Raw genomic sequence first — 21,466 nt, forward strand, 5'->3', positions numbered from 1 at the left:
AGGAGCGGGTCATGAAGCAGATCGCATATCGTGTCCGGCGGGCTCTGGCCGCCGGTGTGCTGACGGCGTCCAGTCTGGGCGCAGCAGCGGCAGCCGCGCCGCCGGGCGCCGCCGCAAGCGATCCCGCCCGACTGGGCTGGATGCAGGGTTTTCCGCCGCCGGCCGAGCGCATCATCCGCTTTGCCGACGGCAGTTATTTCCAGTTTCCCGCCTTGCGCTGGAGCGTATCGCATTTCCGCGAGCTGATGCCCACCATCAATGTGTCCCGGGGTCTGGGCGCGCCGGTCGCCTTGCCGCGCGCCGAACGCAGCGACATCGATTCCCTGATGTTCACGCCGCTGGGCGCGACCGAACCCATGAGCTGGGCGCAGTCCCTGGATGCGACCTACACCGACGGCATCGTGGTGCTGCATCGCGGGCGCATCGTTTATGAGCGTTATTTCGGCTCCCTGACCGAATCCGGCCAGCATGCCGCCATGTCGATCACCAAATCCGTCATGGGCACGCTGGGGGCCCTGCTGGTGGCTGAAGGGCGACTCGACCCGGCCCGGAAGGTGGCCGACTACGTGCCTGAGCTGGCGGCTTCGGCTTTTGGTTCGGCCACGGTGCGCCAGATCCTGGACATGACTGCGGGCCTGGATTACAGCGAGGACTATGCCGACCCCCAGGCCCAGGTATGGGCGCACGCGCGTGCGGGCAGTCCCTTGCCGCCGCCGCCCGATTACCAGGGGCCGCGCTCCTACTACGAGTTTCTCCAGACCGTGAAACCGCAGGGCAGGCATGGCGAAGCCTTTGCCTACAAGACGATCAATACCGATGTGCTGGGCTGGATCATGGCGCGGGCGACCGGCAGGAATGTGGCGCAACTGCTGTCCGAGCGCATCTGGAGCCGCCTGGGGGCCGAGCAGGATGCCTACATGACGGTGGACTCCATCGGCACGCCCTTTGCCGGCGGCGGCTTGAACACCGGGCTGCGCGATCTGGCGCGCTTCGGAGAAATGCTGCGCAACGAAGGCCGGTTCAACGGCCGGCAGATACTGCCTGCTCAGGTGGTCAGGCAGATCCGCCAAGGAGGCGATCGGGAGGTCTTCGCCAAGGCGGACTACCCCTTGCTCAAAGGCTGGAGCTACAGGGACATGTGGTGGGTGACGGACAAGGAAGGCGGCGCCTTCAGCGCGCGCGGCGTGCATGGCCAGCGCCTTTATGTCGACCCTGCGGCGCAGATGGTGATCGCGCGTTATGCCTCGCATCCGATTGCGGGCAATGCCGCCAATGATCCCGTGACCTTGCCCGCCTTCGAGGCTTTGGCGCAGATGCTGAGCCAAACGCCGGATCGGCCCTGACGGCGATCAGGACTGCAGCACGCGCTCCGGCCGGTCCGACAGTCGAAGGTGGCGATGCAGACCATGATCATCACGCGCCGCCATGGGAATGCGCCGCATGGCAGGGCTGGAAGTACGCATTGTTACAGCAGAGCTTCGCCGTTCTGTCAGAATCAGCGCCACGGAAGGAGGATCACATCATGATCAAGAAATGGCTGGCTGTGTGCGTTTTGTTGGCATTGGGCGCTTGCGCCGTCTATACGCCCCACGGTTCCGTGGTGGTGGATCCCGACCGCCCGCATGGCAATGGCTCGTTCTGCCCGCCGGGGCAGGCCAAGAAAGGCAATTGCTGACGATAAAAGAAACGCCCCCCTTGGGGGCGGTCTTGCTTCAGCGTTCGATGCGCACCTCGAAGTAGGCCTCGGATTCGCCCAGGTCGCGAAAGCCGTCTGTCATGGCGCGGGTGGCGGCGGCGATCCATTGCTTGGCCAGCGCGATATCGTCCGCGGACAGTTCCGTTTCGGCGGTCTCTTCCGCCAACTGCCAGGCGCGATAGGCCTGCACGACGGCCTCGGGGCCGCGCATGGCTTTTTCCAGCGTGCGCCGGAAACGTTCTTCGGCTTCGCGCCGGGCGCGTTCGGTGATATCAGAAGGGGCGTCGTGCAGGGTTATGCTGTAGAACATATCGGGATCCTTTTTTATTGCTGTATGGATGAACAGTAATTTAGCACGGGCCAGATGTGTTGGCGAGCGTTTTTCAAAGGGCCTTGTCATGCCGTGGTTGCGCTATGATCGAAGGCTGATCCGGGGCGCTGCCGCATCCTGCCCCGGCTGACACTGGAGTCGCCATGTCCGTAAATTTGAAAGAAATCGGCGGCGTGCCTGTTCTGGCGCGTCATAAAGCATCTTGTCACTGCGGCGCCGTGCGCCTGGAACTGGACCTGCCGGACGGCGTGGTCGACCCGCGCCGCTGCGACTGCTCCCTGTGCCGGCGCAAGGGTTTCATCATGGGCTCCACCCGGCTGGACCGCATCCACATCGTCCAGGGGCAGGAACACCTGCGGCTCTACCAGTTCAACACCCAGGTAGCCCGGCACTATTTCTGCGGGATTTGCGGCGTGCACACGCATCACCAGCGTCGATCCAATCCGCAGGAATACGGCTTCAACGTGGGCTGCCTGGAAGGCGTCAATCCCTTCGACATCCCGGATGTGCCGGTCAACGACGGCGTCAACCACCCCTCGGACCGGCAGGCCTGAGCCCGGCCGCGTTCACTTGCCCACTTTCCACTGCAGCTCGACGGTCTTGCCGTCCGGCGGGCTGCGCTGGATGTACAGCTGCGCCTTGCGATGGGCGCTGGGCATGTCGAAGCGGGCCTTGTAGACCTGCTGCCGGTTGTTCTTCGACGTCCACGCGGGCGCCCGGCCGGCGCACCGCTGCACCAGGGCGATCAAGTCGGCCAGCTCCTGCCGGGCGCGGTCTTCGCTGCTCCTGCACCACGAGCATTGGCAGTAAGCGGATTCGATCTCGCCGCCTTCTTCAAACTGCGTGACATAGCAGTTTTCGGCGTCGGCTCCCGGCAGCAGGAAGGTGGTTTCGTAGATATCGTCGTCCGTCTCGGCCCCTTTGATGTCGTCGAACAGGGCATCGGCGTGCCGGCTCAACTGGTTCAATTCATTGCATTGGCTCCAGGCGAGCAAAGGGGCGGCCAGCAGGACCAGGCCCAGGGACAGGGTGTGCGGTTTCATGCGTGGCTCCATGCGACTCAAAGCGGCAGGCCGTGCCAGGCGGCCGACTGTTGAAAGAATGACGGCAGGCTGGCGCCCCGGTGGACGGCCTGCAGGCCGCCCTGGAAGGCCTGGACGCGCTCCTGGGGAGGGCCGTGGCGCGAGGGATCGTTGAAGGCATAGTCGCCCTTGCCGAAAAAAGACAGCATGGTGGTGCGCAGATCCACGGGATTCCACTGGGCCAGCTGCATGGCCCGCATGCCCATGTACCAGCCGGCCAGCCCGTCCGCGTGCAGTTCCATGGCCTTGCCGGGCGGGCGAGCCTTCACGTTCATGAACTGCAGGATATGCCCCCATTCGTGGGCCAGAATGTCCATCATGGCATGATCGGCCCTGCCGCCCATGGGGCCGGCCTTCATGAACTCTTCCATCATCAAGGTCATGCCGAAGACCACCGTGCCATGCGGATAGGGATGATTGCCCAGGATCGCGGTGGTGGCGAAGGCATTGCCTTGATTGCCGTCGTTCAGCATGAACAATCCCGGACGCACGCCGAAGGTCTGGCTGAGTATGGCATGCTCCAGCGTCATGCCTTGATCGAGCATGGGATTGCCCGTCGAGCTGAACAGTTGCGGGCCCGGGCCTCCCGCGCCGCCGTAGCTGGCGGGCCAGGAACAGGCGATCTCGCCCTGCGCCGCCTCCTCCGGAGGCCGATCCTGGTCGGGCGGGGAGGCATAGTCGTCGGTGGGCCAGGCGAATGCGGCGCCACAGGCGCAGCTCAGTCCCAGGCAGGCAGTGGCGCCGAGCAGCCGGCGCCGGTTCGGTGAAGGTTTCGATGAAGGCATGACAAGGCTCCCGGAGGCGTGGCAGGCGATGCGCCTGTCAGAAATTGCGCGTATGGTACGAGCCGGCCATGTTTTCGGATATAGCCAAAATGGGGTATATGCCGGGGCGCGGGACGGCATCCCATCGTCGGGGCAGGGCGCTGCGCGACAGGGGCGGCAAGGGTATACTTCCAGGCCAGTTGCATTCCGAATCTCCGAATCCAGAGGTGTGTCGTGCAGGTCGTGGTCATGGGCAGTATCACCGTCGATATCGTCGTATCCGGCATGCCGGCGGAGCTGGCGCGCGGCGACAAGCAGGAGGTCGCCGCGATCGAGCTGTATCCGGGCGGCGGGGCGGTCAACGCCACGGCGGGCTTTCTGGACCAGGGCGAGCAGGTGCGCCTGCTGGGCGCGGTAGGGCGGGATGAACTGGGCGCGCGCCTGCGCGCGCATCTGGACGGCTTGGGCGTGGATACGAGCGGCGTGCAAGTGTGCGCCGACCAGCAGACGGGCAGGGCCATCGTGCTGGTGGGACCGACGGGCGGCGCATCGGTGCTGGCCCGGCGGGGCGCCAACGGCGGCCTGCGCGTGCGGCCGCAGGACCTGGCCGCCGACCTGCTGTACGTGGCGCCGCTGGCTGGGCCGCCCATGGAAAGCCTGGCCGCGGCGCTGGCTCAGGGCGGCAAGCGCGCCGCCTGCCTGATGGTCAATCCCGGCGTGTCCAGCGTGCAGCATCGGGACGAGGCTTTCCGGCAGGTCTGGGAGCGCGCCGACGTGCTGGGCCTGAACGCCGTCGAGGCGCAGATGCTGGCCGGGGTGGCGCCGGCCGATATCCTTGCCGATCTTCCCGTGGCCCAGGCGGGCCTGCTGGCCGAGCGCCTGCAGCGCCATGCCGGGCAGGCCGTGGTGATCACCCTGGGCGTGCAGGGCGCGATGCTGGCTCTGGATGGCCAGCGCCATTTCGAGCCGGCCCGCCAGGTGGCGGTGCGTTCGACGGTGGGCGCGGGGGACGCCTTCAACTCCCGTTTCGCCCAGGCCTGGTGCCGGCGCCGCGATCCGGGCTATGCTTTGCGGCAGGCCACCCAGGCTGCCGCGGACGTCCTGGGGCAATGGTCCGGAAACCTCTTTGCCCCCATGCTGGGGGAAAGCCCGGACGAAGGGCCCAAAGCGTAGTTCCTTCTCAAGCAAGAGGCTGTGCCATGGCGCATATCGTGATCATCGTCGTCCTGTATGTCCTGATCTCCGGCATTCTGGGGCTTACGCTCTACCATACCCGCCCGCGGACCTGGCTGCGCGACACGGCATTGCTGATGGTCACGCCGCTGGCCGTGCCCGTGATCTACGGCATCGTGACCTTGCTGGACCGCTGACTCGCCGTCAGGCGCCATCCTGTTCACGAGAGCGGCGCATGATGTATTGCTGAATCTCCAAACGGACCTGGTCCTGCGTGCATGCGCGGCTGCGGTACGCCATCCAGCGCCAGTGTCCGCCTTGCGGCGTGCTCAATTCAACCTGCGTCAGCACGTATTCCTGGTCTTGCTGCAGGCCATGCAGCCAGGACGGCAGCGGTGAACTGGGGCTCCATGCAGCATAGATGGGCACGCCTGCCAAGCTGCCGCCTATATAGAAACGGTAAAGCTCGATGGGCATGGTGGCTCTCGTCTGAAAAGTCGGTCCGGGGCAGGCGGATTGCACCGGCCAGGACTTCATTTAACGTCATTCACGAAAGCCGGGCATCTGCTGTCCGGTTTAGGGCGGGCTAGGCCGGGCGGCCCACCGGGCCCGCGGCGCGCACGCTCCGCCCGCAAGCCGGGACGTCTTCACAATCGTTGACTTCATGTCTGGCGGGGGCGCGGCTACCATGTCGTCAATCCCTGTATTTAACTGTTTGTTTCGGATCGATGTCATGAGTAACGCCACCTTTTTGATCGATTATGTGCCCATGGCGCTGATGCTGGCCGGCGCCGGCATCCTGGGCTTCATCCTGGCCTCATTCTGGTTCCATCGCGCCTGATCGGTCTGCCGCCATGCCTCGCGCTCCGCGCAGCCGGCTTCGTACGCCCTTCCTTCGTTTCCGGTGTTGCTTTTTCTGCAAATTTGTGCACAAAGACCTCAGTCTTCAAGCAAGTGTAGTAAGCTGCTTTTCACGGTCCGGCCCCCGCTGCGCTCAAGGCCCGGCCGAACATCCGTTGAACGCGGATTTCTTGGACTTCTTGTTTTCGTTCCGGCGCCCCGGCCGCCGGGGCCGCAAACCCAGGTCGCTCAGGAAGGGAAATCATGTTTTACCGCTTGTTTTCGGTGTGTGCAGGTTCTCTGGTTCTGTCGGCGTGCGCCTCATCCGCCGAGCAGCCCAGGTCCGTGGCGCAGTCCAATCCGGCTGCGGCCTTTTGTCAGCGCATGGGCGGGCAGACCTTGCTGTACCAGGGGCCGCGCGGCAATTATGGCACCTGCCGGATGCAGGACGGCTCGGAAGCCGAGGAATGGGCTTTCTACCGCACCTGGTTCCCGCGCCGGGACTGATTGATGCCCGAATGTGGTTTTTGTGGCGATATTGGCCGCACTGATGGGCTAAGGTGATAAACTTAAGCAATCAAAAGTGTTATCCGGGAAGCAGAATCTTATGAAAACCACGCGAACTACCCGTCGGCAAGTCTAGCCGTGGCCGCGTAGCGTTTCGTTTGCTTTCCAAGAACGTTCAATTCAAAAGCGCGGCTTTTCAAGGCCGCGTTTTTCATTTCAGGAAGTGTTATGGTCCGAATCACACTGCCCGATGGCTCCCAGCGAGAGTTCCCGGGTCCGGTTTCCGTCAGCGACGTGGCGAATTCCATTGGCACCGGCCTGGGCCGGGCCGCCCTGGCCGGCCGCGTGGGCGCGCCCGGCGCCGAGTCGCGCCTGGTGGACACCTCCTATGTGATCGACCATGACAGCGAGCTGGCCATCATCACGGCCAAGGATGCCGAAGGCCTGGATCTGATCCGGCACTCCACGGCGCACTTGCTGGCCTATGCCGTCAAGAGCCTGTTCCCCGACGCCCAGGCCACCATCGGCCCGGTCATCGAAAACGGCTTCTACTACGACTTCTCCTACAATCGTCCCTTCACGCCCGAAGACCTGGAAGCCATCGAGAAGAAAATGGCCGAACTGGCCAAGAAGGACGAGGTCGTCACGCGCGAGGAGTGGCTGCGCGACGATGCCGTGGCCTTCTTCAAGAGCATAGGCGAGGACTACAAGGCGGAGATCATCGCCTCCATCCCGTCCAACGAACCCATCAGCCTGTACCGCGAGGGCGACTTCATCGACTTGTGCCGTGGCCCGCACGTGCCGTCCACGGGCAAGCTCAAGGTCTTCAAGCTCATGAAGGTGGCCGGCGCCTACTGGCGCGGCGACAGCAACAACGAGATGCTGCAGCGCATCTACGGCACGGCCTGGGCCACCAAGGAAGAGCAGCAGGCCTACCTGACCATGCTGGAGGAGGCCGAGCGCCGCGACCACCGCAAGCTGGGCCGCGAACTTGACCTGTTCCACTTCCAGGAAGAGGCGCCCGGCCTGATCTTCTGGCACCCCAAGGGCTGGGTCGTCTGGCAGCAGGTCGAGCAGTACATGCGCAAGGTCTACCAGGACAACGGCTACCAGGAGGTCAAGGCGCCCCAGATCCTGGACCTGTCCTTGTGGAAGAAGACGGGCCACTGGGACAACTATGCCGAGAACATGTTCACGACCGAGTCGGAGAACCGCGTCTACGGCCTCAAGCCCATGAACTGTCCCGGCCACGTCCAGATCTTCAACGCCGGCCTGCATTCCTATCGCGAACTGCCCATCCGCTACGGCGAGTTCGGGCAGTGCCACCGCAACGAACCTGCCGGTTCGCTGCACGGCATGATGCGCGTACGCGGCTTCACCCAGGACGACGGCCATATCTTCTGTACGGAAGACCAACTGCAGGACGAATGCGCCGCTTTCACGGCCCTGCTGCAGAAAGTCTATGCGGATTTCGGCTTCACCGAGATCCTCTATAAAGTGGCGACCCGCCCGGAGAAGCGCATTGGCGACGACGCCGTCTGGGACAAGGCCGAACAGGCCCTGATCGAAAGCCTGCGCCGCACCGGGTGCGACTTCGAGATTTCCGAAGGCGAGGGCGCTTTCTATGGCCCCAAGATCGAATACACCCTGAAGGACGCCATCGGCCGCCACTGGCAGTGCGGTACCATCCAGGTGGACTTCTCCATGCCGGCCCGCCTGGGCGCCGAATTCGTCGATGCGCAGGACCAGCGGCGCGTGCCCGTCATGCTGCACCGGGCCATCCTGGGCTCGCTCGAACGCTTCATCGGCATGCTCATCGAGAACCATGCCGGCGCGCTGCCGGCCTGGCTGGCGCCCGAGCACGCCGTGGTCTGCTGCATCTCCGAAGGCTCGGCCGATTATGCCCAGGCCGTGGCCCAGGAATTGAAGAAACGGGGTTTGCGCGTCTCCTCCGATTTGCGCGGTGAAAAAATCACTCGTAAAATCCGTGAGCATAGTATGCAAAAAGTGCCCTATATCCTGGTCGTGGGCGAAAAAGAACGCGAAAACGGCACGGTCGCTGTGCGCGCGCGAGGCGGCGTGGACCTGGGCGTGATGCCTTTGGCCGATTTTTCCGCACGATTGGAGCAAGAGATCGATAGCCGTTACTAAAATCAGGACGGCATCGTTTTTATCGACATTTTTAGGAGTTTTCGACATCGCAACCGAGAAAAAACATCGCATCAACGGTGAAATCCGTATCCCAGAGGTGCGACTCATTGGAATCGAGGGTGAACAGCTGGGCATCGTGAAGGTGTCCGAGGCGTTGGCCATGGCCGAACAGCACGATGTGGACCTGGTGGAGATCGCGCCTGCCGCGCAGCCGCCCGTCTGCCGCCTGATGGACTATGGCAAGTTCCGCTACCAGGAACAGAAGCGCCAGCAGGAAGCCAAGGCCAAGCAGAAAGTCATCCAGATCAAGGAAGTCAAGTTCCGTCCGGGTACGGACGAGGGCGACTACCAGGTCAAGCTGCGCAACGTGAAGCGCTTCATCGACGATGGCGACAAGGTCAAGGTGACGCTGCGCTTTCGCGGCCGCGAAATGGCGCACCAGGAGCTGGGCATGCGGGTTCTGGAGCGTATTCGCGACGATGTCAGCGAGTTGTGTCAGGTTGAAGCCATGCCCAAGCTGGAAGGCCGCCAGATGGTCATGGTGCTGGCTCCTCGCAAGAAGGCCGCCTGATCTTCCGTATTTCAGCGCCCCGGCCCAGCCTGCGGCCGCTGTCCGTCCTGCCCGCCGTGTTCAGGCGGGCAGGACGCAACCGCCTTTGCAGCCCGCCTGCAAAGGCGTTTTTCTCTAGGTGTGAGCATGCACGTTCTGTTCATCATTGATCCCTTGCCCAGCCTGTCGGCCTACAAGGATTCCTCCGTCGCCATGATGCGCGCCTTTCTCGCGCGCGGACACCAGGTCAGCGTGGCCTTGCAGTCCGAGCTGTACATCGCCGACAGCCGGGTGCGCACGAGCCACATCGGCGTGGACATCGCCGAGGACGCCGACCTGCAGGGCCGCTCCTGGTGGACCCATCCGGGCCCGGCGGGCGACGACGAGCTGAACGTGTTCGATGCGGTGATCATGCGCAAGGATCCGCCCTTCGACATGGAATACGCCTATTCCACGCACCTGCTCGGTTTTGCCCAGGCTCAGGGCGCGCGCGTGTTCAACGCCGGCGCGGCCATCCGCAACCATCCGGAAAAGCTGGCCATCACCGAATTCCCCGAATTCACGCCCGCAACCCTGGTCACCCGCAGCATGCAGCGCCTGCGCGCCTTTCACCAGGAGCACAAGGACGTCATCGTCAAGCCGCTGGACGGCATGGGCGGCATGGGCATCTTCCGCCTGCGCGATCCCGAACCCAACCTGGGCGCCATCCTGGAAACCCTGACGGCCAATGGCAGCCAGACCATCATGGCGCAGCGCTACATTCCCGAAATCGTGAACGGCGACAAGCGCATCCTGATCATAGGCGGCGAACCCGTCCCTTATGCCCTGGCCCGCATTCCGCTGGCCGGCGAGACGCGCGGCAATCTGGCCGCGGGCGGGCGCGGCGTCGCGCAGCCGCTGTCGGAGCACGACTGGCGCATCGCCCGCACGCTGGGACCCCGGCTGGCCGAACGCGGCCTGCTGCTGGTGGGCCTGGACGTGATCGGCGACTATGTCACCGAAATCAACGTCACCAGCCCCACCTGTTTCGTGGAAATCACGCAGCAGACGGGCTTTGACGTCGCCGAATTCTTCGTGAAGGCCGTCGAGAACGCGACGGAGCGAACGTGATCCGCCTGGCCTTGATCATGCACGAGCCGCTGGCCAGCGCTTTTGCCAGCTGCGCCGAGCATGTGCTGGGCGAGCAGCCCGACCTGTTCGTCTTCGACATACAGGCTGACGAGTGCACGGACAAGGCGGTGGAGCGGCTGCTCGCGCAACTGGAAGCCCGGACCGAGCCGGCCACCCTGATCCTGTGCGACCTGTACGGCGCCACGCCCTTCAATGTGGCGCGCCGCGTGCAGCAGGGCCTGCAGGACAAGGGGCAGGCGGTGCATCTGTTGACCGGCACCAATATGTGCATGGTTCTGAAAGCCCTGACCGAGCGCCGCGACAATCCCGAGCGCCTGGCCCAGGACGTCATGGAAGGCGCCATGCGCGGCATCGTCGACGCCGACTGCCATTGCTGAGCCGGATTTTTCTTTTCACTTTTCCAGATCGACCTTATGCCAACAGTCTCCATCGTCATCAGCAACAAGCTGGGTCTGCATGCCCGGGCCGCTGCCAAGCTGACGCAGCTTTCGGGCCGTTATGCCAGTGAAGTGTTCATCTCGCGCGGTTCGCAGCGCGTCAATGCCAAGAGCATCATGGGCGTCATGATGCTGGCGGCCGGCATGGGCGTGACGGTAGTGGTCGACGCCGAAGGCGAGGACGCCGAACAGGCGCTGCGCGATATCCAGGCCCTGTTCGACGCCAAGTTTGGCGAAAACGAATAAAACAACGTAGTCCGACATGAATTCTGCTGCCGCTCGTCCCTCCGCGTCCGATTTCACCGCCATGTTCACGGCCCAGGGCCAGGCGGTGGTCAAGGGCTATGCCATCGCCAAGGCGGCGGTGATGAGCGCGGCGGCGCTGGAGGTGCCGCACTACCGCATCGGCGTCGAGGACGTGGATTCGGAGTGCCAGCGGCTGCTCAGCGCCATGGCCAGCACCCGCGACGAGCTCAAGGCGCTGGTGGATCATCTGCCGGCCGATGCGCCGCGCGAGCTAGCGCCCATCCTGACGGTGCACAGCCTCTTGCTGGACGATCCCATGCTGACGCAGCAGACCTGCGCCATCATCGCCGAACGCCAGTACAACGCCGAATGGGCCTTGACCACCCAGGGGCAGATGCTGGTGGAGCAGTTCTCCCAGATGGAGGACGCCTACCTGCGCGAGCGCGGCGCGGACGTGCGCCAGGTCATCGAGCGCGTGCTGCGCGTGCTGGCGGGCAAGCCAGCCCTGCTGCCGGGCTTCTCCGCCGCGCAGGACGAGGCCTTGATCGTGGTGGCGCGCGACATATCCCCGGCCGACATGCTGCGCCTGCGCGGCGGGCACTTCGCCGCCTTCCTGACCGACCTGGGCGGCCCGACTTCCCATACCGCCATCGTGGCGCGCAGCATGAACGTGCCGGCGGTGGTCGGCCTGGGAGGCTTCCGCAGCCTGATCCGGGATGGCGACTGGCTGATCGTGGATGGTTTCACCGGCGCGGTCATGGTCAATCCTTCGCCGGCGGTGCTGGCCGAATACCGCGACCGCCAGCAGGCCTATCTGCGCGAGCGCGAGGAACTCGAAGCCCTGCACGATGCGCCGGCCGTGACGCTGGATGGCATTCCCATCCGTCTGGAGGCCAATATCGAGCTGCCTGAAGAGGCCGAACTGGCGCTCAAGGCAGGGGCCGACGGCATCGGCCTGTTCCGCAGCGAATTCCTGTTCATGGGGCGCAGCGACCTGCCTTCCGAACAGGAGCAGTACGAAGCCTACGCGCGCGTGGTCAAGGCCATGAACGGCAAGCTCGTCACCATCCGGACCCTGGACATCGGGGCGGACAAGACGCTGGATGGCGATGCCACGGTGGCCACCAATCCGGCCCTGGGCCTGCGCGCCATCCGTTATTGCCTGGACAGGCCCGAGATGTTCGCCACCCAGTTGCGCGCCTTGCTGCGCGCCTGCGTGCATGGCCAGATCCGCATCCTGATTCCCATGATCTCTTCCATGAGCGAGGTCTACGCAACGCGCCAGGCCATCGAGGCCGCGGCGCGCGAGCTGGAAAGATCCGGCACGCCTTTCGCCCGCAATTACCTGCTGGGCGCCATGGTGGAAGTGCCGGCCATCGCCATCGCCATCGATCCCTTCGTCGAGGAACTGGACTTTCTATCCATAGGCACCAATGACCTGATCCAGTACGTGCTGGCGGTGGACCGCGGCGACGCCGAGGTCGCGGATCTGTACGACCCCATGCATCCGGCCGTCCTGCGCCTGATCGCGCACACCATCAACGCCGCCGAACGTGCAGGCAAGCCCGTGGCCGTGTGCGGGGAAATGGCGGGCGATGCGTCCGTCACGCGGATGCTGCTGGGCCTGGGCTTGAAGGAATTCTCCATGCATCCGCAGCAGTTGCTGGACGTCAAGAAAGAAGTGCGCCTTTCCCATTCCAATGCCTTGCGCGTGAAGGTGGCCAGCGCCCTGAACCGGGCCGAGCGCATCGATCTGGCCACATTAGCCGCCTAAGCATGTGAAATCATTGCTGTTTCTCGCCGTTATTTTGTAACAGGGCGAGCTTGCGGCTTTTCCGATGATTCCGTCTGTAACAACCCTGTCATAGGGCTTGGGGACGCAGGCGCTTGTCCTTAAAGGGTTTCCGGCGCTTGGCGGCCGGACGGCACGGGAATATTGAAATCAGGATTTACACTAATAGGGTGGTCGCGTCCGTCCGCCTCGCTAGAATGGTGCTTAGGGGAGTTGTAACAGACCCACTGCCGAGCCGGCAGTCGCTTCAGGCCCGGCATCATTTTTTCTAGCGACTTTGGACTAGTAGGAAGGAAATCTTATGAAAACGACTCGTGCTCATTTTGCTGTGATGGCCGTCGCTGCTTCGATGACTCTTTTGGCAGCCTGCTCCAAAGAGGACGACAACGCCGCTCCAGCCAACGGCGCGCCGCCTGCTGCCACTACTCCTGGAACTTCGTCTCCATCCACGCCTGCGCCTGCCGCTCCGGCTCCATCGACTGACCAGTCGGCCGCCGACAAGACGCAAGAGCTGAAGCAGGCCGCTGCCAATACGGCCGACAAGGTCAAGGAAGATGCTCACGAAGCCAAGGAAAATGCCAAAGACAACACGGCCGCCCTGAAGGAAGATGCCAAGGCCGCCGCCAACAAGGTGTCGGAAAAGGCCGGTGAAGCCAAGGATGCCGTGTCCGACGCCGCTCATCGCGCAGGCGATGCCATCAAGGAAGGCGCCGCCAAGGCCGACAACGCCATCCAGCGTGAACTGGGCAATGGCGTGAACTCTGCGCCATCGAATGTGCCTTCCGAGCAGGCCAAGCCCTGATAGAGCAGAACCGGTTCCGGCCGTTCGACCCTAAAAGCGGGTGCCTTTGGCGCCCGCTTTTTTTATACTGCTCATATTGTGAATGTTTACAGGAGAAGGTCATGATCAATCGCAGCGACTGGCTGGAAGATCTGCAGAAAAACGTATCGGAGCTGATCGCCAAGAGTCCGGCCGCCGACATCGAGCGCAACGTCAAGGCCTTCATGGGCCAGACATTCAATCGCATGGACCTGGTGACACGCGACGAGTTCGACACCTACAAGCTGATGCTGGAGCGCGCCCTGGCGCGCATCGCCGCCCTGGAGACCCGCCTGCAGGCCCTGGAAGGCCGGCAGACGCCGGTTGTGCAACCCGATGCGCCCTTGATGGACAAGGAGCCGGGCCAAGACTGATCCGGCGGGCAACTTGGCCATCGTGACGCCGGCCCGCGGCACGGCGAAATCTGGAGTCTTCAGTTCCTTGTTCCTGGTGCTGACGGGCGTGTGCGCGGCGCTGCATATCTGGAAAGTGCCGCCGGCCTTGCCCGCCATGCAGCGCGAACTGGGGCTGGATCTGGTCCAGTCGGGGTTTCTGCTCTCCAGCGTACAGACGGCGGGCATGCTGCTGGGCCTGCTGATCGGGCTGGTGTCCGAAAGAGTGGGCCTGCGCCGCTGCATCCTGGTCGGCCTGGGCATTCTGAGCCTGACGTCCCTGGCCGCTCCTTTCTTCGATCACGGCAGTTTCATCCTGCTCAGCCGCGCCGTCGAAGGCTGCGGCTTTCTGATGGTCGTGCTGCCCGTGCCGGCGCTCATCAAGCGCACGACCGATGCGGCCATGCTCAGCCGCATCATGGGCCTGTGGGGCTGCTACATGCCGGCCGGCGCGGTCCTGATGCTGTGGGCGGGCGCCGCCTGGCTGAGCGCAGGTTCCTGGCGCGTCCTGTGGCTGGCGCTGGCCGCGCTGACCTTTACCGTGTTGCTGCTGACGTTCTGGCTGGTTCCGCGCGATCCCGCCCGTGCCGTTGCGGCATCGGGCGCAAGGCCTGTCCTGGCCTTGCTGCTGCGCGAGACGCTGGGCTCGGGTCGCGTCTGGCTCGTGGCCCTGAGCTTCGGGGTATACGCCGCGCAATGGGCGGCCGTGGTGGGCTTCATGCCGACCATCTACAACCAGGCGGATATCTCGGTAGCCGTCGCGGGACTGCTCACGGCCGTCATCGCCGGCGGCAATGTGATCGGCAACCTGGGCGCCGGGCGCCTGCTTCATGCCGGGATGGCGGCATACCGGCTGCTGCAGATCGGCTTCCTGAGCATGATGGGCGCGGCGGTGGTGGCATTCGGCCTGACGCAGGACATTACGGTCCAGTTCGTCGCCGTCCTGCTGTTCTCCATCACGGGCGGCTTGATACCGGCCACTCTGTTCTTCCTGGCGGTCACGGTCGCGCCGTCGCCGCAGACCACGTCCTCCTCGGTGGGCTGGGTCCAGCAGTGTTCGTCTTTGGGGCAGTTCGTGGGCCCGCCCGTGGTGGCCTGGTCGGTCAAGATGCTGGGCGGCTGGCAATGGGCCTGGGTCGCCACGGCCGGCTTTGCCATTGTCGGTCTGTTGATGTCGCTGCGGCTGGCCCGTCTGCGCCCGGCCAAAAGCGTCTGAATCGTTTCGCGCCCGCGTTTGCCCAGCTCCGCCGCGCGCGGTGCGTTCCTGCTCCGGATTCATGCTTTCTGAATAAGCATATAGTCTTGCCGCATGCGCCGCTCGTCATCCAGAGCCCGTATACTGCGCCATGACTGAATCGGGGGACGGGATGGCATCATCGACACATTCCGCCCGGCCGCCCTGGCGGCTTGCGGCGGAAACCTTCTGGATATTCCTGCGGCTGGGTTGCACGTCGTTTGGCGGGCCCATGGCTCATCTTGCCTTTTTTCGCCAGGAGTTCGTGGACAGGCGACGATGGCTGGATGACGGGCGCTATACGGACCTGGTCGCTCTGTGCCAGTTCTTGCCGGGTCCCACGAGCAGCCAGGTCGGCATGGGCCTGGGTTTGCGGCGGGCGGGGCTGGGCGGGGCGATTGCCGCCTGGCTGGGCTTTACCTTGCCATCCGCCGCGATCATGATTGCCTTGGCCTGGGGGCTGGAGTCCTGGGCGGGAAACACGCCCGATGGGCTTTTGCAAGGGTTGAAGATCGCCGCCGTGGCGGTGGTGGTGCAGGCTGTGTGGGGCATGGGCCGCAGTCTGTGTCCGGACCGCGGCCGTCTCACGCTGGCCGGCTTGACGGCGATTCTGGCCCTGGCCATCCCGTCTGCCTGGGGGCAGCTGGGGGGCATAATGCTGGGGGCGCTGGCGGGCGTGCTGCTTTTTCCGGCTGAGCCAGCCTCCGTGCCCCAGCCTGCCAGTCTGAGCCAGGGCTGGCGAGCCAGCCTTGTCGCCGGCGGGCTGTTTCTGGTCTTGCTGCTTGCGCCGGGGTTGACGGGGCAGGGCGGGCAAATCTGGCAGTTATTCGACGCCTTCTATCGCACGGGCTCTCTGGTCTTTGGCGGCGGCCACGTCGTACTGCCTTTGCTGCAAAGCGAAGTTGTCGCGTCCGGCTGGGTGGATGCGCCGACATTCCTGGCAGGTTACGGAGCGGCCCAGGCCGTGCCGGGGCCCTTGTTCTCCCTAGCGGGTTTTCTGGGCGCGGCGGCATTTGTGGGGCGGGCGGCGCGGCAGGCGGTGTGCTGTGCCTGTTGGCGATCTTCCTGCCGGGCATGCTGCTGGTGGTCGCGGCCTTGCCCCATTGGGACAGACTGAGCCAGATGCGAAGGACGCGGACGGCCCTCAAAGGCGTCAATGCCGCCGTGGTCGGCTTGTTGCTGGCGGCTTTCTACGATCCGGTCTGGACCAGCGCCATCCGCGGCGCGCCTGATTTCTCCCTTGCCTTGATCGCCTTCCTCGTCCTGACGCAATGGCGGATGCCGCCATGGCTGGTGGTGCTGTGCAGCGCTCTGGCGGGCTGGGCGTTCTTGTAGCGTATTGGTTCAGGAAACACGGCGCATAGGTACAAGTCCGCATCGTCTTGCAGCGTCCGTCGTATGGAATCCGCCGGCGGCGACAGGCAGACTGGGGATTTGCGCATAAGGGGGTAGGGCTCATGTCCCTGGCCGTGCTGAACAGTTGCGCCCTGTCGGGCCTGGATTTCATTGCTGTGCGGGTGGAGGCCCATGTGGCGCCGGGCCTGCCGGCTTTCCACATTGTCGGATTGCCCGATGCCGGCATACGCGAAAGTCGCGAGCGGGTGCGCTCCGCCTTGCAGGCCAGCGGCTTCGATTTCCCCGCGGCGCGCCTGACCATCAATCTGGCGCCCGCCGACCTGCCCAAGGATTCGGGCCGTTTCGACCTGCCGGTGGCGCTGGCCATTCTGCTGGCCAGCGGCCAGCTCAGCCGCCCCGACGGGCAGGGGCGGGAACGCGCCGTCCCGGATCTGGAGCGCTACGTCATGGCCGGCGAGCTGTCCCTGACCGGCGCGGTGGTGCCGGTACAGAATGCCTTGACCATCGCCCTGGGCATGGCCCGTCGCCATACGGGGCTGTGTCTGATACTGCCCAAGGACAGTGCGGCTCTGGCGGCGCACGTGCCCGATCTGCCGGTGCGCGGCGTGGCCAGTCTGGCCGAGGCCGCCGCCTATCTGCGCGGCGAACTGGAGCTGGGACTCATGCCGGCCTCGTCCTGGCCGGAGCAGGAACACGGCCCCGAACTCTGCCTGTCCGATGTGCTCGGCCAGCCCCTGGCATGCCGCGCCTTGGAAGTGGCGGCGGCCGGCGGGCACAGCCTGCTGCTCAGCGGCTCGCCGGGCGTGGGCAAGACCATGCTGGCGCAGCGCCTGCCGGGATTGTTGCCCGTGCTGGACAAGCAGGCGCAGCTTGAGCTGGCCGCGCTGCATGCCCTGGCGCACGCGGCGCCGCGCTTCAGCGCCCGTCCGCCGTTCCGGGCGCCGCACCACAGCATATCGGCGGCCGCTCTGATTGGGGGCGGGGCGCTGCCCCGGCCGGGAGAAGTATCCCTGGCGCATCACGGCGTGCTGTTCCTGGACGAGTTGCCCGAGTTCGACCGGCGCGTGCTGGAGGCCTTGCGCGAGCCGCTGGAAGAAGGCTGCGTGCGCATTTCCCGCGCCCAGAAGCGGGCCACGTATCCGGCCCGCTTCCAGTTCGTGGCCGCCATGAATCCTTGTCCCTGCGGTTGGGCGGGACACCGGCACCAGGCCTGCCGTTGTTCGCCCGTGCGCCGGGAGCTCTATCGGCAGCGCCTTTCCGGTCCCATGCTGGATCGTATCGATCTGTGCGTGACCATGACCGAACCGTCTCAGGATCCGGAACTGGCCGCGGAGTCTTCCAGCCGCGTGCGCGAGCGCGTCGCCAGGGCGCGGGAGCGGCAACTGGCGCGCCAAGGGGGCTGCAATGCGCGGCTGACCGGGGCGGCGCTGGCCGAACATGCACGCCTGGCCGGCGATGCGCGCCAACTGCTGCTTGACGCGCGGCGCCGCTGGCATTGGTCCGAACGCACCCATGGGCGGCTCGTGCGCGTGGCGCGCAGCGTGGCCGATCTGGCGGACGAGCCCGATGTGCAGCGCGCGCATGTGGCCGAGGCCTTGCAGTTCAGGCCCAGCCTGTCCTGAAACAACGGGCTGCCTGGAGCGCGAAGACTTGTCCCCTCTCAGGGCGTCTGCTTGTCCTGCTGGGTGTAGACCTCGTCAGCGGCCAGCAGGATGTCCACCGGCGGATCGAAGCCAATGATGCGGGCGGTATCCAGGTTCAGGGCGATCTTGGCGGGGTCCACCCAGATCTGGCTCAACTGGCGGGGTTTGGCGCCATTGAAGATGCGCGCAATGACTTCTGCATGAAAGAGGCCGACATAGGAATAATCCGCTTGCGCCAGGCTCATGAGCAATCCGGCGCGCACCTGCGCGGAATCGAGCATGGCGAAGCTGGGCACTTTAGCCTTGCGCAGGACGCTGGCGATCTCGCCTATGTTTTCGGACGTGATGCCCCTGTGCGTGGTGACGTACACGGCATCGACTTCGTTGCTCAGCTTGCGGTAGCATTCGATGACGTTCTGAGTGGCCTGGGCCGTGGTCAGTTCATTGGTGCCGGTGGTGCAGGATACCATTTGAAAACCGTCTTTCCGGGCCGCCTGCTCGACAGCGGGCACTGCCGCGTAACTGCGTCCCTCGAGGCTGTCTTCGTAGACCATTCCCAGGGTCTTGAATTTCACGATGTCGAAAAAGAGCTGGACCTGGCGCTGGTAGCGTTCGGGCTGCACACGGGCGTGCAGATTGTCCAGGCCGCTGTCGCTTGCGCTGGCGACGATGCGGGCGCCCACGGCGTCGCTGGCCGAGGCCACCACCGTCGGGACGGGAACGCCCAATGCCACCATGTCCTGCCCGGCCCAGGTGCCCATGGCCAGCATCAGGTCGATGTCGTGACGCTCCAGCAGCCTCTGGCGGATCGACTCGCGAACGACGGGACGCTGCGCGGGGTCGAAGTTTCCGGGCTGCCACCAGGCGTCGGCAACAAACTCAAGCGTGTCGCTGCGGGCATGTGCGACAAGAAAGTCCCCCATCTGGCGGCCGTTGATCTTCGCGGGTATGTCCGGAGTGCTCAGCCATCCCAACTGTTGCAAGCCCATGATGATGGCTCTCAGCGTGTCGGGATATTCGGCATAATCACCGCTTTCAATATATCCCAGACGCCATTTGCCGCCGTCTGGCTTGAGGCGCGGCGCGGTGGGGAACACCGCCTGTTCCGCGGGGCCGGCCTGCTGCGTCCAGGCGGAGGAAGCCTGTTGCGCCGGGCCGACGGCCTGCGCCAGGGTTGCGGCCGGCAGCGCCAGGGTGAGAGCCAGCAGGATTGAGCAGGTTCTAGGCATAGGGGCGGCGAAGGGCAATGAGGGTGATGTCATCGAAAGGGCTGGCGCCGTCGGTGAACTGATGGACGTCCTCCAGCAGGCCCAGGATCAGGGTGGAGGCGCTGGCCACGGGAGCGGACAGGCGCGCGACCATGCGGGATTCGCCGTACTGGGTGTCCTGGCGATCCGTGGCGTCGGTGACGCCATCGGTGTAGCCCAACAGAGTTTCGCCCCGTTCCAATTGGCAGGTGAAGCGCTGGTACTGCAGGTCTTCCTGGACGCCGCAGGCGGGGCCGCTGCGGTCGGTCAGCAGACGCACGGTTCCGTCGGCGCCGATGAGGACGGGGGGAGGATGGCCCGCGTTCGCCCAGGTCAGCGAGCCCGTGGCCAGATCGATGACGCCCAGCAGCAGGGTGACGAACATCATGTTCGGATTGTTCTCGGCCAGGCGGTTGTTGATGCGTTGCAGGATCAGGGCCGGATCGGTTTCGTCTTCGACGGTGGCCCGGATCAGGGTGTGGGTGACCGCCATGAACAGGGCGGCGGGAACGCCTTTGTCGGATACGTCGCCAATGGCAAAGCACAGGCGGCCGTCCGGCAGGAGGAAGTAGTCATACAAGTCGCCCCCGACCTCCTTGGCGGGCTGGATCGCGGCATAGAGGTCGATGTGCTCCAGGGTACGGGCTGGCAGGGGCTTGGGCAGCAGGCCCATCTGGATGTCGCGGGCGATGTTCAGTTCGCTCTTGAAGCGTTCCCGGTCGGAGGTCTCCTGCACCAGTTGCTTGATGTTGTCGCTGAGCTTGTCCCGCATGTACAGGAACGATGCGGCCAGGCGCCCGACCTCGTCCCGGTAGCGCGTCGGCAGCCGCATGATGTGATCGGGCGGAGGGGCGTTGCTTGTCAGGTCCTGGTTGGGCAGGCTGAGCGCATAGCGCGTCAAGGTGTCCAGAGGCTTGGCGATCCGGATGGCCATGATCCATGCCAGAGCCAGAGCCAGCAACAGCACGCCCGTAAAGATCAGGGCCTGGCGCTGGGTGAGTCGCCGTGCGGGCGCCGTCAGGTCGCTTTGCGGGACCGCGGCGGCCAGCGTCCACTTGAGCGGCTTGTAGTAGAGGGTGTGGATGCTCCAGGGCGGCTGGTCCCCGGGCTGCACGGTGGCCTGCTGCTCGGAGGCGCGAGAGCGCAGGATGTCTTGCAGCGTGCGTCCAGACGCTTCTTCGGGTGCGAGCAGCAGCCCGACATGCTCCGGAGGCGGGGGCACCACGAAGCGACCGCTGTCCGTCACGATGAACAGAAAGCCCGATTGCGCCAGCGTCAGGCCGGACAGGGCGTTTCGCAGGGCGGATTCCATCCGGGTCTGCTGGGCCTGGACCTGGTTGATGATGCCTTGTGCATTGTCGGAAACCGCCAGCATCCAGTTCCAGGGCTGGAAATAGCTGAAGTAGGCGTAACGGGTTTCCAGGGGCGCGGCCGCATGGGGCGTGGGGGCGTCCTGCCAGCGGTAGAGCGCAAATCCATATCCTGAATATCGGCTTTCTTCGTACAGGGCTTGCGCCAGGGGGCGCCCTTTGATGTCCAGCAGGGAGGTCAGATCCTGGCCTATCATGGCAGGCGAACTGCTGGCCAGGACCTGATGGTGGTCGTCGTAGAGAAAGGCGTAACGCCGATCGCCCAGGGGAAGGCGATTGAGCCAGGCAAGGGCCAGTTGTTTGGCGGCATCCTCGGAGAGCAGCCCTTGCTGCGCCTTGGATTCGTAGCTCGACAGGACGGACTGGATGGTGGCTCCCAGTTCCATCAGTTGCGCCCGACCGGTGCGCACACTGTAGATCTTGTCGTCCAGCAGGGTCTCCCAGCGCACCTCGGTGTGGCGCAACACCAGCTGCAGCACGTTCTGGACCGCATGGCGTTCGCCGGCTTCGACGGTTTGCGTGACATCCCGTTGGGTCACCGGCATGACCGCACCGGCTATCACGAGCAAGAGGCCCAGCACGGCGAGGAAGATCTTGCTGCGAAGAGAGTGCAGGAACATAAGGGCCGAGGAAGAAAGATGGGCAATACAAATTACTTCAATTGTAAAATCTCGTCTACTACTTGCTGCCTGGGTTGGTATTTA

The 21,466-nt window shown here is 64.7% G+C and carries 22 protein-coding genes and 1 pseudogene; 17 read left to right on the plus strand and 6 right to left on the minus strand.

From position 1 onward, the window contains the following. The first annotated feature begins 11 nt into the window (after positions 1–11). Positions 12–1,343 (plus strand): serine hydrolase domain-containing protein, encoded by a 1,332-nt coding sequence (locus ACWPWO_RS08605; protein WP_454005981.1) that lies wholly within the window; start codon positions 12–14, stop codon positions 1,341–1,343. Positions 1,344–1,522: 179 nt separating this feature from the next. Next, entirely contained in the window at positions 1,523–1,675 is a 153-nt protein-coding gene (locus ACWPWO_RS08610) for a hypothetical protein (protein ID WP_454005982.1), read from the plus strand. Between the two features lie 37 nt (positions 1,676–1,712). Here the strand turns inward: ACWPWO_RS08610 and ACWPWO_RS08615 are convergent, their stop codons facing one another. Beyond that, positions 1,713–2,006: a hypothetical protein gene (locus tag ACWPWO_RS08615; RefSeq protein WP_454005983.1), complete on the minus strand. Its 294-nt coding sequence runs from the start codon at positions 2,004–2,006 to the stop codon at positions 1,713–1,715. Between the two features lie 164 nt (positions 2,007–2,170). Between ACWPWO_RS08615 and ACWPWO_RS08620 the strand changes: the two genes are divergently transcribed. Continuing rightward, positions 2,171–2,581 carry a GFA family protein gene (locus ACWPWO_RS08620; RefSeq protein WP_454005984.1) on the plus strand — a complete coding sequence of 137 codons (411 nt, stop codon included), beginning with the start codon at positions 2,171–2,173 and terminating at the stop codon, positions 2,579–2,581. 12 nt (positions 2,582–2,593) lie between these two features. Here the strand turns inward: ACWPWO_RS08620 and ACWPWO_RS08625 are convergent, their stop codons facing one another. Together ACWPWO_RS08625 and ACWPWO_RS08630 are read right to left on the minus strand one after the other, a co-directional pair. After that, positions 2,594–3,070, minus strand: a complete 477-nt coding sequence (locus ACWPWO_RS08625; protein WP_454005985.1) for a hypothetical protein — start codon at positions 3,068–3,070, stop codon at positions 2,594–2,596. 17 nt (positions 3,071–3,087) lie between these two features. Beyond that, the gene (locus ACWPWO_RS08630) at positions 3,088–3,894 is read right to left on the minus strand and encodes a hypothetical protein (protein WP_454005986.1); all 807 of its coding nucleotides are present in this window, start codon (positions 3,892–3,894) and stop codon (positions 3,088–3,090) included. A gap of 228 nt (positions 3,895–4,122) precedes the next feature. Between ACWPWO_RS08630 and ACWPWO_RS08635 the strand changes: the two genes are divergently transcribed. Both ACWPWO_RS08635 and ACWPWO_RS08640 read left to right on the plus strand, forming a co-directional pair. Continuing rightward, complete coding sequence (locus tag ACWPWO_RS08635; protein ID WP_454005988.1) at positions 4,123–5,046, plus strand: carbohydrate kinase family protein; 924 nt, start codon at positions 4,123–4,125, stop codon at positions 5,044–5,046. Between the two features lie 26 nt (positions 5,047–5,072). Further along, positions 5,073–5,243, plus strand: a complete 171-nt coding sequence (locus ACWPWO_RS08640) for a hypothetical protein (protein WP_454005990.1) — start codon at positions 5,073–5,075, stop codon at positions 5,241–5,243. Between the two features lie 7 nt (positions 5,244–5,250). Here ACWPWO_RS08640 and ACWPWO_RS08645 read toward each other — a convergent pair whose 3' ends face one another. Continuing rightward, positions 5,251–5,523 (minus strand): hypothetical protein, encoded by a 273-nt coding sequence (locus ACWPWO_RS08645; protein WP_454005992.1) that lies wholly within the window; start codon positions 5,521–5,523, stop codon positions 5,251–5,253. Positions 5,524–6,231: 708 nt separating this feature from the next. Between ACWPWO_RS08645 and ACWPWO_RS08650 the strand changes: the two genes are divergently transcribed. The 12 genes and pseudogenes from ACWPWO_RS08650 (at position 6,232) to ACWPWO_RS08705 (ending at position 18,124) form a co-directional block, all read left to right on the plus strand. Next, the gene (locus ACWPWO_RS08650) at positions 6,232–6,393 is read left to right on the plus strand and encodes a DUF333 domain-containing protein (protein ID WP_454005994.1); all 162 of its coding nucleotides are present in this window, start codon (positions 6,232–6,234) and stop codon (positions 6,391–6,393) included. 228 nt (positions 6,394–6,621) lie between these two features. Continuing rightward, positions 6,622–8,544: a threonine--tRNA ligase gene (thrS, locus tag ACWPWO_RS08655; protein ID WP_454005996.1), complete on the plus strand. Its 1,923-nt coding sequence runs from the start codon at positions 6,622–6,624 to the stop codon at positions 8,542–8,544. Position 8,545: 1 nt separating this feature from the next. Further along, a complete protein-coding gene (gene infC / locus ACWPWO_RS08660; protein ID WP_394065803.1) occupies positions 8,546–9,115 on the plus strand; it encodes a translation initiation factor IF-3 in 570 nt (189 codons plus the stop codon). Between the two features lie 126 nt (positions 9,116–9,241). After that, positions 9,242–10,204, plus strand: a complete 963-nt coding sequence (gene gshB / locus ACWPWO_RS08665) for a glutathione synthase (RefSeq protein WP_394065597.1) — start codon at positions 9,242–9,244, stop codon at positions 10,202–10,204. Beyond that, the gene (locus tag ACWPWO_RS08670; protein WP_394065598.1) at positions 10,201–10,602 is read left to right on the plus strand and encodes a PTS sugar transporter subunit IIA; all 402 of its coding nucleotides are present in this window, start codon (positions 10,201–10,203) and stop codon (positions 10,600–10,602) included. Before gshB ends, ACWPWO_RS08670 begins: the two co-directional genes overlap by 4 nt. Before the next feature lie 36 nt (positions 10,603–10,638). Continuing rightward, entirely contained in the window at positions 10,639–10,908 is a 270-nt protein-coding gene (locus tag ACWPWO_RS08675; protein WP_394065599.1) for an HPr family phosphocarrier protein, read from the plus strand. A gap of 85 nt (positions 10,909–10,993) precedes the next feature. Beyond that, on the plus strand, positions 10,994–12,682 hold the full coding sequence (gene ptsP, locus ACWPWO_RS08680) for a phosphoenolpyruvate--protein phosphotransferase (RefSeq protein WP_454006330.1): 1,689 nt from the start codon (positions 10,994–10,996) through the stop codon (positions 12,680–12,682). Between the two features lie 319 nt (positions 12,683–13,001). After that, a complete protein-coding gene (locus ACWPWO_RS08685) occupies positions 13,002–13,502 on the plus strand; it encodes a hypothetical protein (RefSeq protein ID WP_454005998.1) in 501 nt (166 codons plus the stop codon). Positions 13,503–13,603: 101 nt separating this feature from the next. Then, the gene (locus ACWPWO_RS08690; protein WP_454005999.1) at positions 13,604–13,894 is read left to right on the plus strand and encodes an accessory factor UbiK family protein; all 291 of its coding nucleotides are present in this window, start codon (positions 13,604–13,606) and stop codon (positions 13,892–13,894) included. Positions 13,895–13,916: 22 nt separating this feature from the next. After that, positions 13,917–15,128, plus strand: coding sequence for an MFS transporter (locus ACWPWO_RS08695; protein WP_454006332.1), 1,212 nt, complete (start codon positions 13,917–13,919; stop codon positions 15,126–15,128). Positions 15,129–15,258: 130 nt separating this feature from the next. Next, positions 15,259–16,481 (plus strand): annotated as a pseudogene (chrA, locus tag ACWPWO_RS08700) (chromate efflux transporter). Between the two features lie 122 nt (positions 16,482–16,603). Beyond that, positions 16,604–18,124, plus strand: a complete 1,521-nt coding sequence (locus ACWPWO_RS08705; RefSeq protein WP_454006001.1) for a YifB family Mg chelatase-like AAA ATPase — start codon at positions 16,604–16,606, stop codon at positions 18,122–18,124. Positions 18,125–18,162: 38 nt separating this feature from the next. On the opposite strand, the gene ACWPWO_RS08710 is transcribed toward ACWPWO_RS08705, so the two are convergent. Together ACWPWO_RS08710 and ACWPWO_RS08715 are read right to left on the minus strand one after the other, a co-directional pair. Further along, positions 18,163–19,356: an ABC transporter substrate-binding protein gene (locus ACWPWO_RS08710; protein WP_454006334.1), complete on the minus strand. Its 1,194-nt coding sequence runs from the start codon at positions 19,354–19,356 to the stop codon at positions 18,163–18,165. Between the two features lie 10 nt (positions 19,357–19,366). Continuing rightward, positions 19,367–21,307, minus strand: coding sequence for a SpoIIE family protein phosphatase (locus ACWPWO_RS08715; protein ID WP_454006002.1), 1,941 nt, complete (start codon positions 21,305–21,307; stop codon positions 19,367–19,369). Positions 21,308–21,466 lie beyond the last annotated feature (159 nt).

Source organism: Alcaligenes sp. Marseille-Q7550, from assembly GCF_965112015.1.

What these genes read in the sequence shown, in the direction of transcription:
- ACWPWO_RS08685 (WP_454005998.1), top strand. Translation starts at nt 13,002, where the DNA reads ATGAAAACGACTCGTGCTCATTTTGCTGTGATGGCCGTCGCTGCTTCG.
- ACWPWO_RS08690 (WP_454005999.1), top strand. Translation starts at nt 13,604, where the DNA reads ATGATCAATCGCAGCGACTGGCTGGAAGATCTGCAGAAAAACGTATCG.
- ACWPWO_RS08645 (WP_454005992.1), bottom strand. Translation starts at nt 5,523, where the DNA reads ATGCCCATCGAGCTTTACCGTTTCTATATAGGCGGCAGCTTGGCAGGC.
- ACWPWO_RS08615 (WP_454005983.1), bottom strand. Translation starts at nt 2,006, where the DNA reads ATGTTCTACAGCATAACCCTGCACGACGCCCCTTCTGATATCACCGAA.
- thrS (WP_454005996.1), top strand. Translation starts at nt 6,622, where the DNA reads ATGGTCCGAATCACACTGCCCGATGGCTCCCAGCGAGAGTTCCCGGGT.
- gshB (WP_394065597.1), top strand. Translation starts at nt 9,242, where the DNA reads ATGCACGTTCTGTTCATCATTGATCCCTTGCCCAGCCTGTCGGCCTAC.
- ACWPWO_RS08620 (WP_454005984.1), top strand. Translation starts at nt 2,171, where the DNA reads ATGTCCGTAAATTTGAAAGAAATCGGCGGCGTGCCTGTTCTGGCGCGT.
- ACWPWO_RS08675 (WP_394065599.1), top strand. Translation starts at nt 10,639, where the DNA reads ATGCCAACAGTCTCCATCGTCATCAGCAACAAGCTGGGTCTGCATGCC.
- ACWPWO_RS08635 (WP_454005988.1), top strand. Translation starts at nt 4,123, where the DNA reads ATGGGCAGTATCACCGTCGATATCGTCGTATCCGGCATGCCGGCGGAG.
- ACWPWO_RS08640 (WP_454005990.1), top strand. Translation starts at nt 5,073, where the DNA reads ATGGCGCATATCGTGATCATCGTCGTCCTGTATGTCCTGATCTCCGGC.
- ACWPWO_RS08715 (WP_454006002.1), bottom strand. Translation starts at nt 21,307, where the DNA reads ATGCCGGTGACCCAACGGGATGTCACGCAAACCGTCGAAGCCGGCGAA.
- ACWPWO_RS08605 (WP_454005981.1), top strand. Translation starts at nt 12, where the DNA reads ATGAAGCAGATCGCATATCGTGTCCGGCGGGCTCTGGCCGCCGGTGTG.
- ACWPWO_RS08630 (WP_454005986.1), bottom strand. Translation starts at nt 3,894, where the DNA reads ATGCCTTCATCGAAACCTTCACCGAACCGGCGCCGGCTGCTCGGCGCC.
- ACWPWO_RS08705 (WP_454006001.1), top strand. Translation starts at nt 16,604, where the DNA reads ATGTCCCTGGCCGTGCTGAACAGTTGCGCCCTGTCGGGCCTGGATTTC.
- ACWPWO_RS08610 (WP_454005982.1), top strand. Translation starts at nt 1,523, where the DNA reads ATGATCAAGAAATGGCTGGCTGTGTGCGTTTTGTTGGCATTGGGCGCT.
- ACWPWO_RS08625 (WP_454005985.1), bottom strand. Translation starts at nt 3,070, where the DNA reads ATGAAACCGCACACCCTGTCCCTGGGCCTGGTCCTGCTGGCCGCCCCT.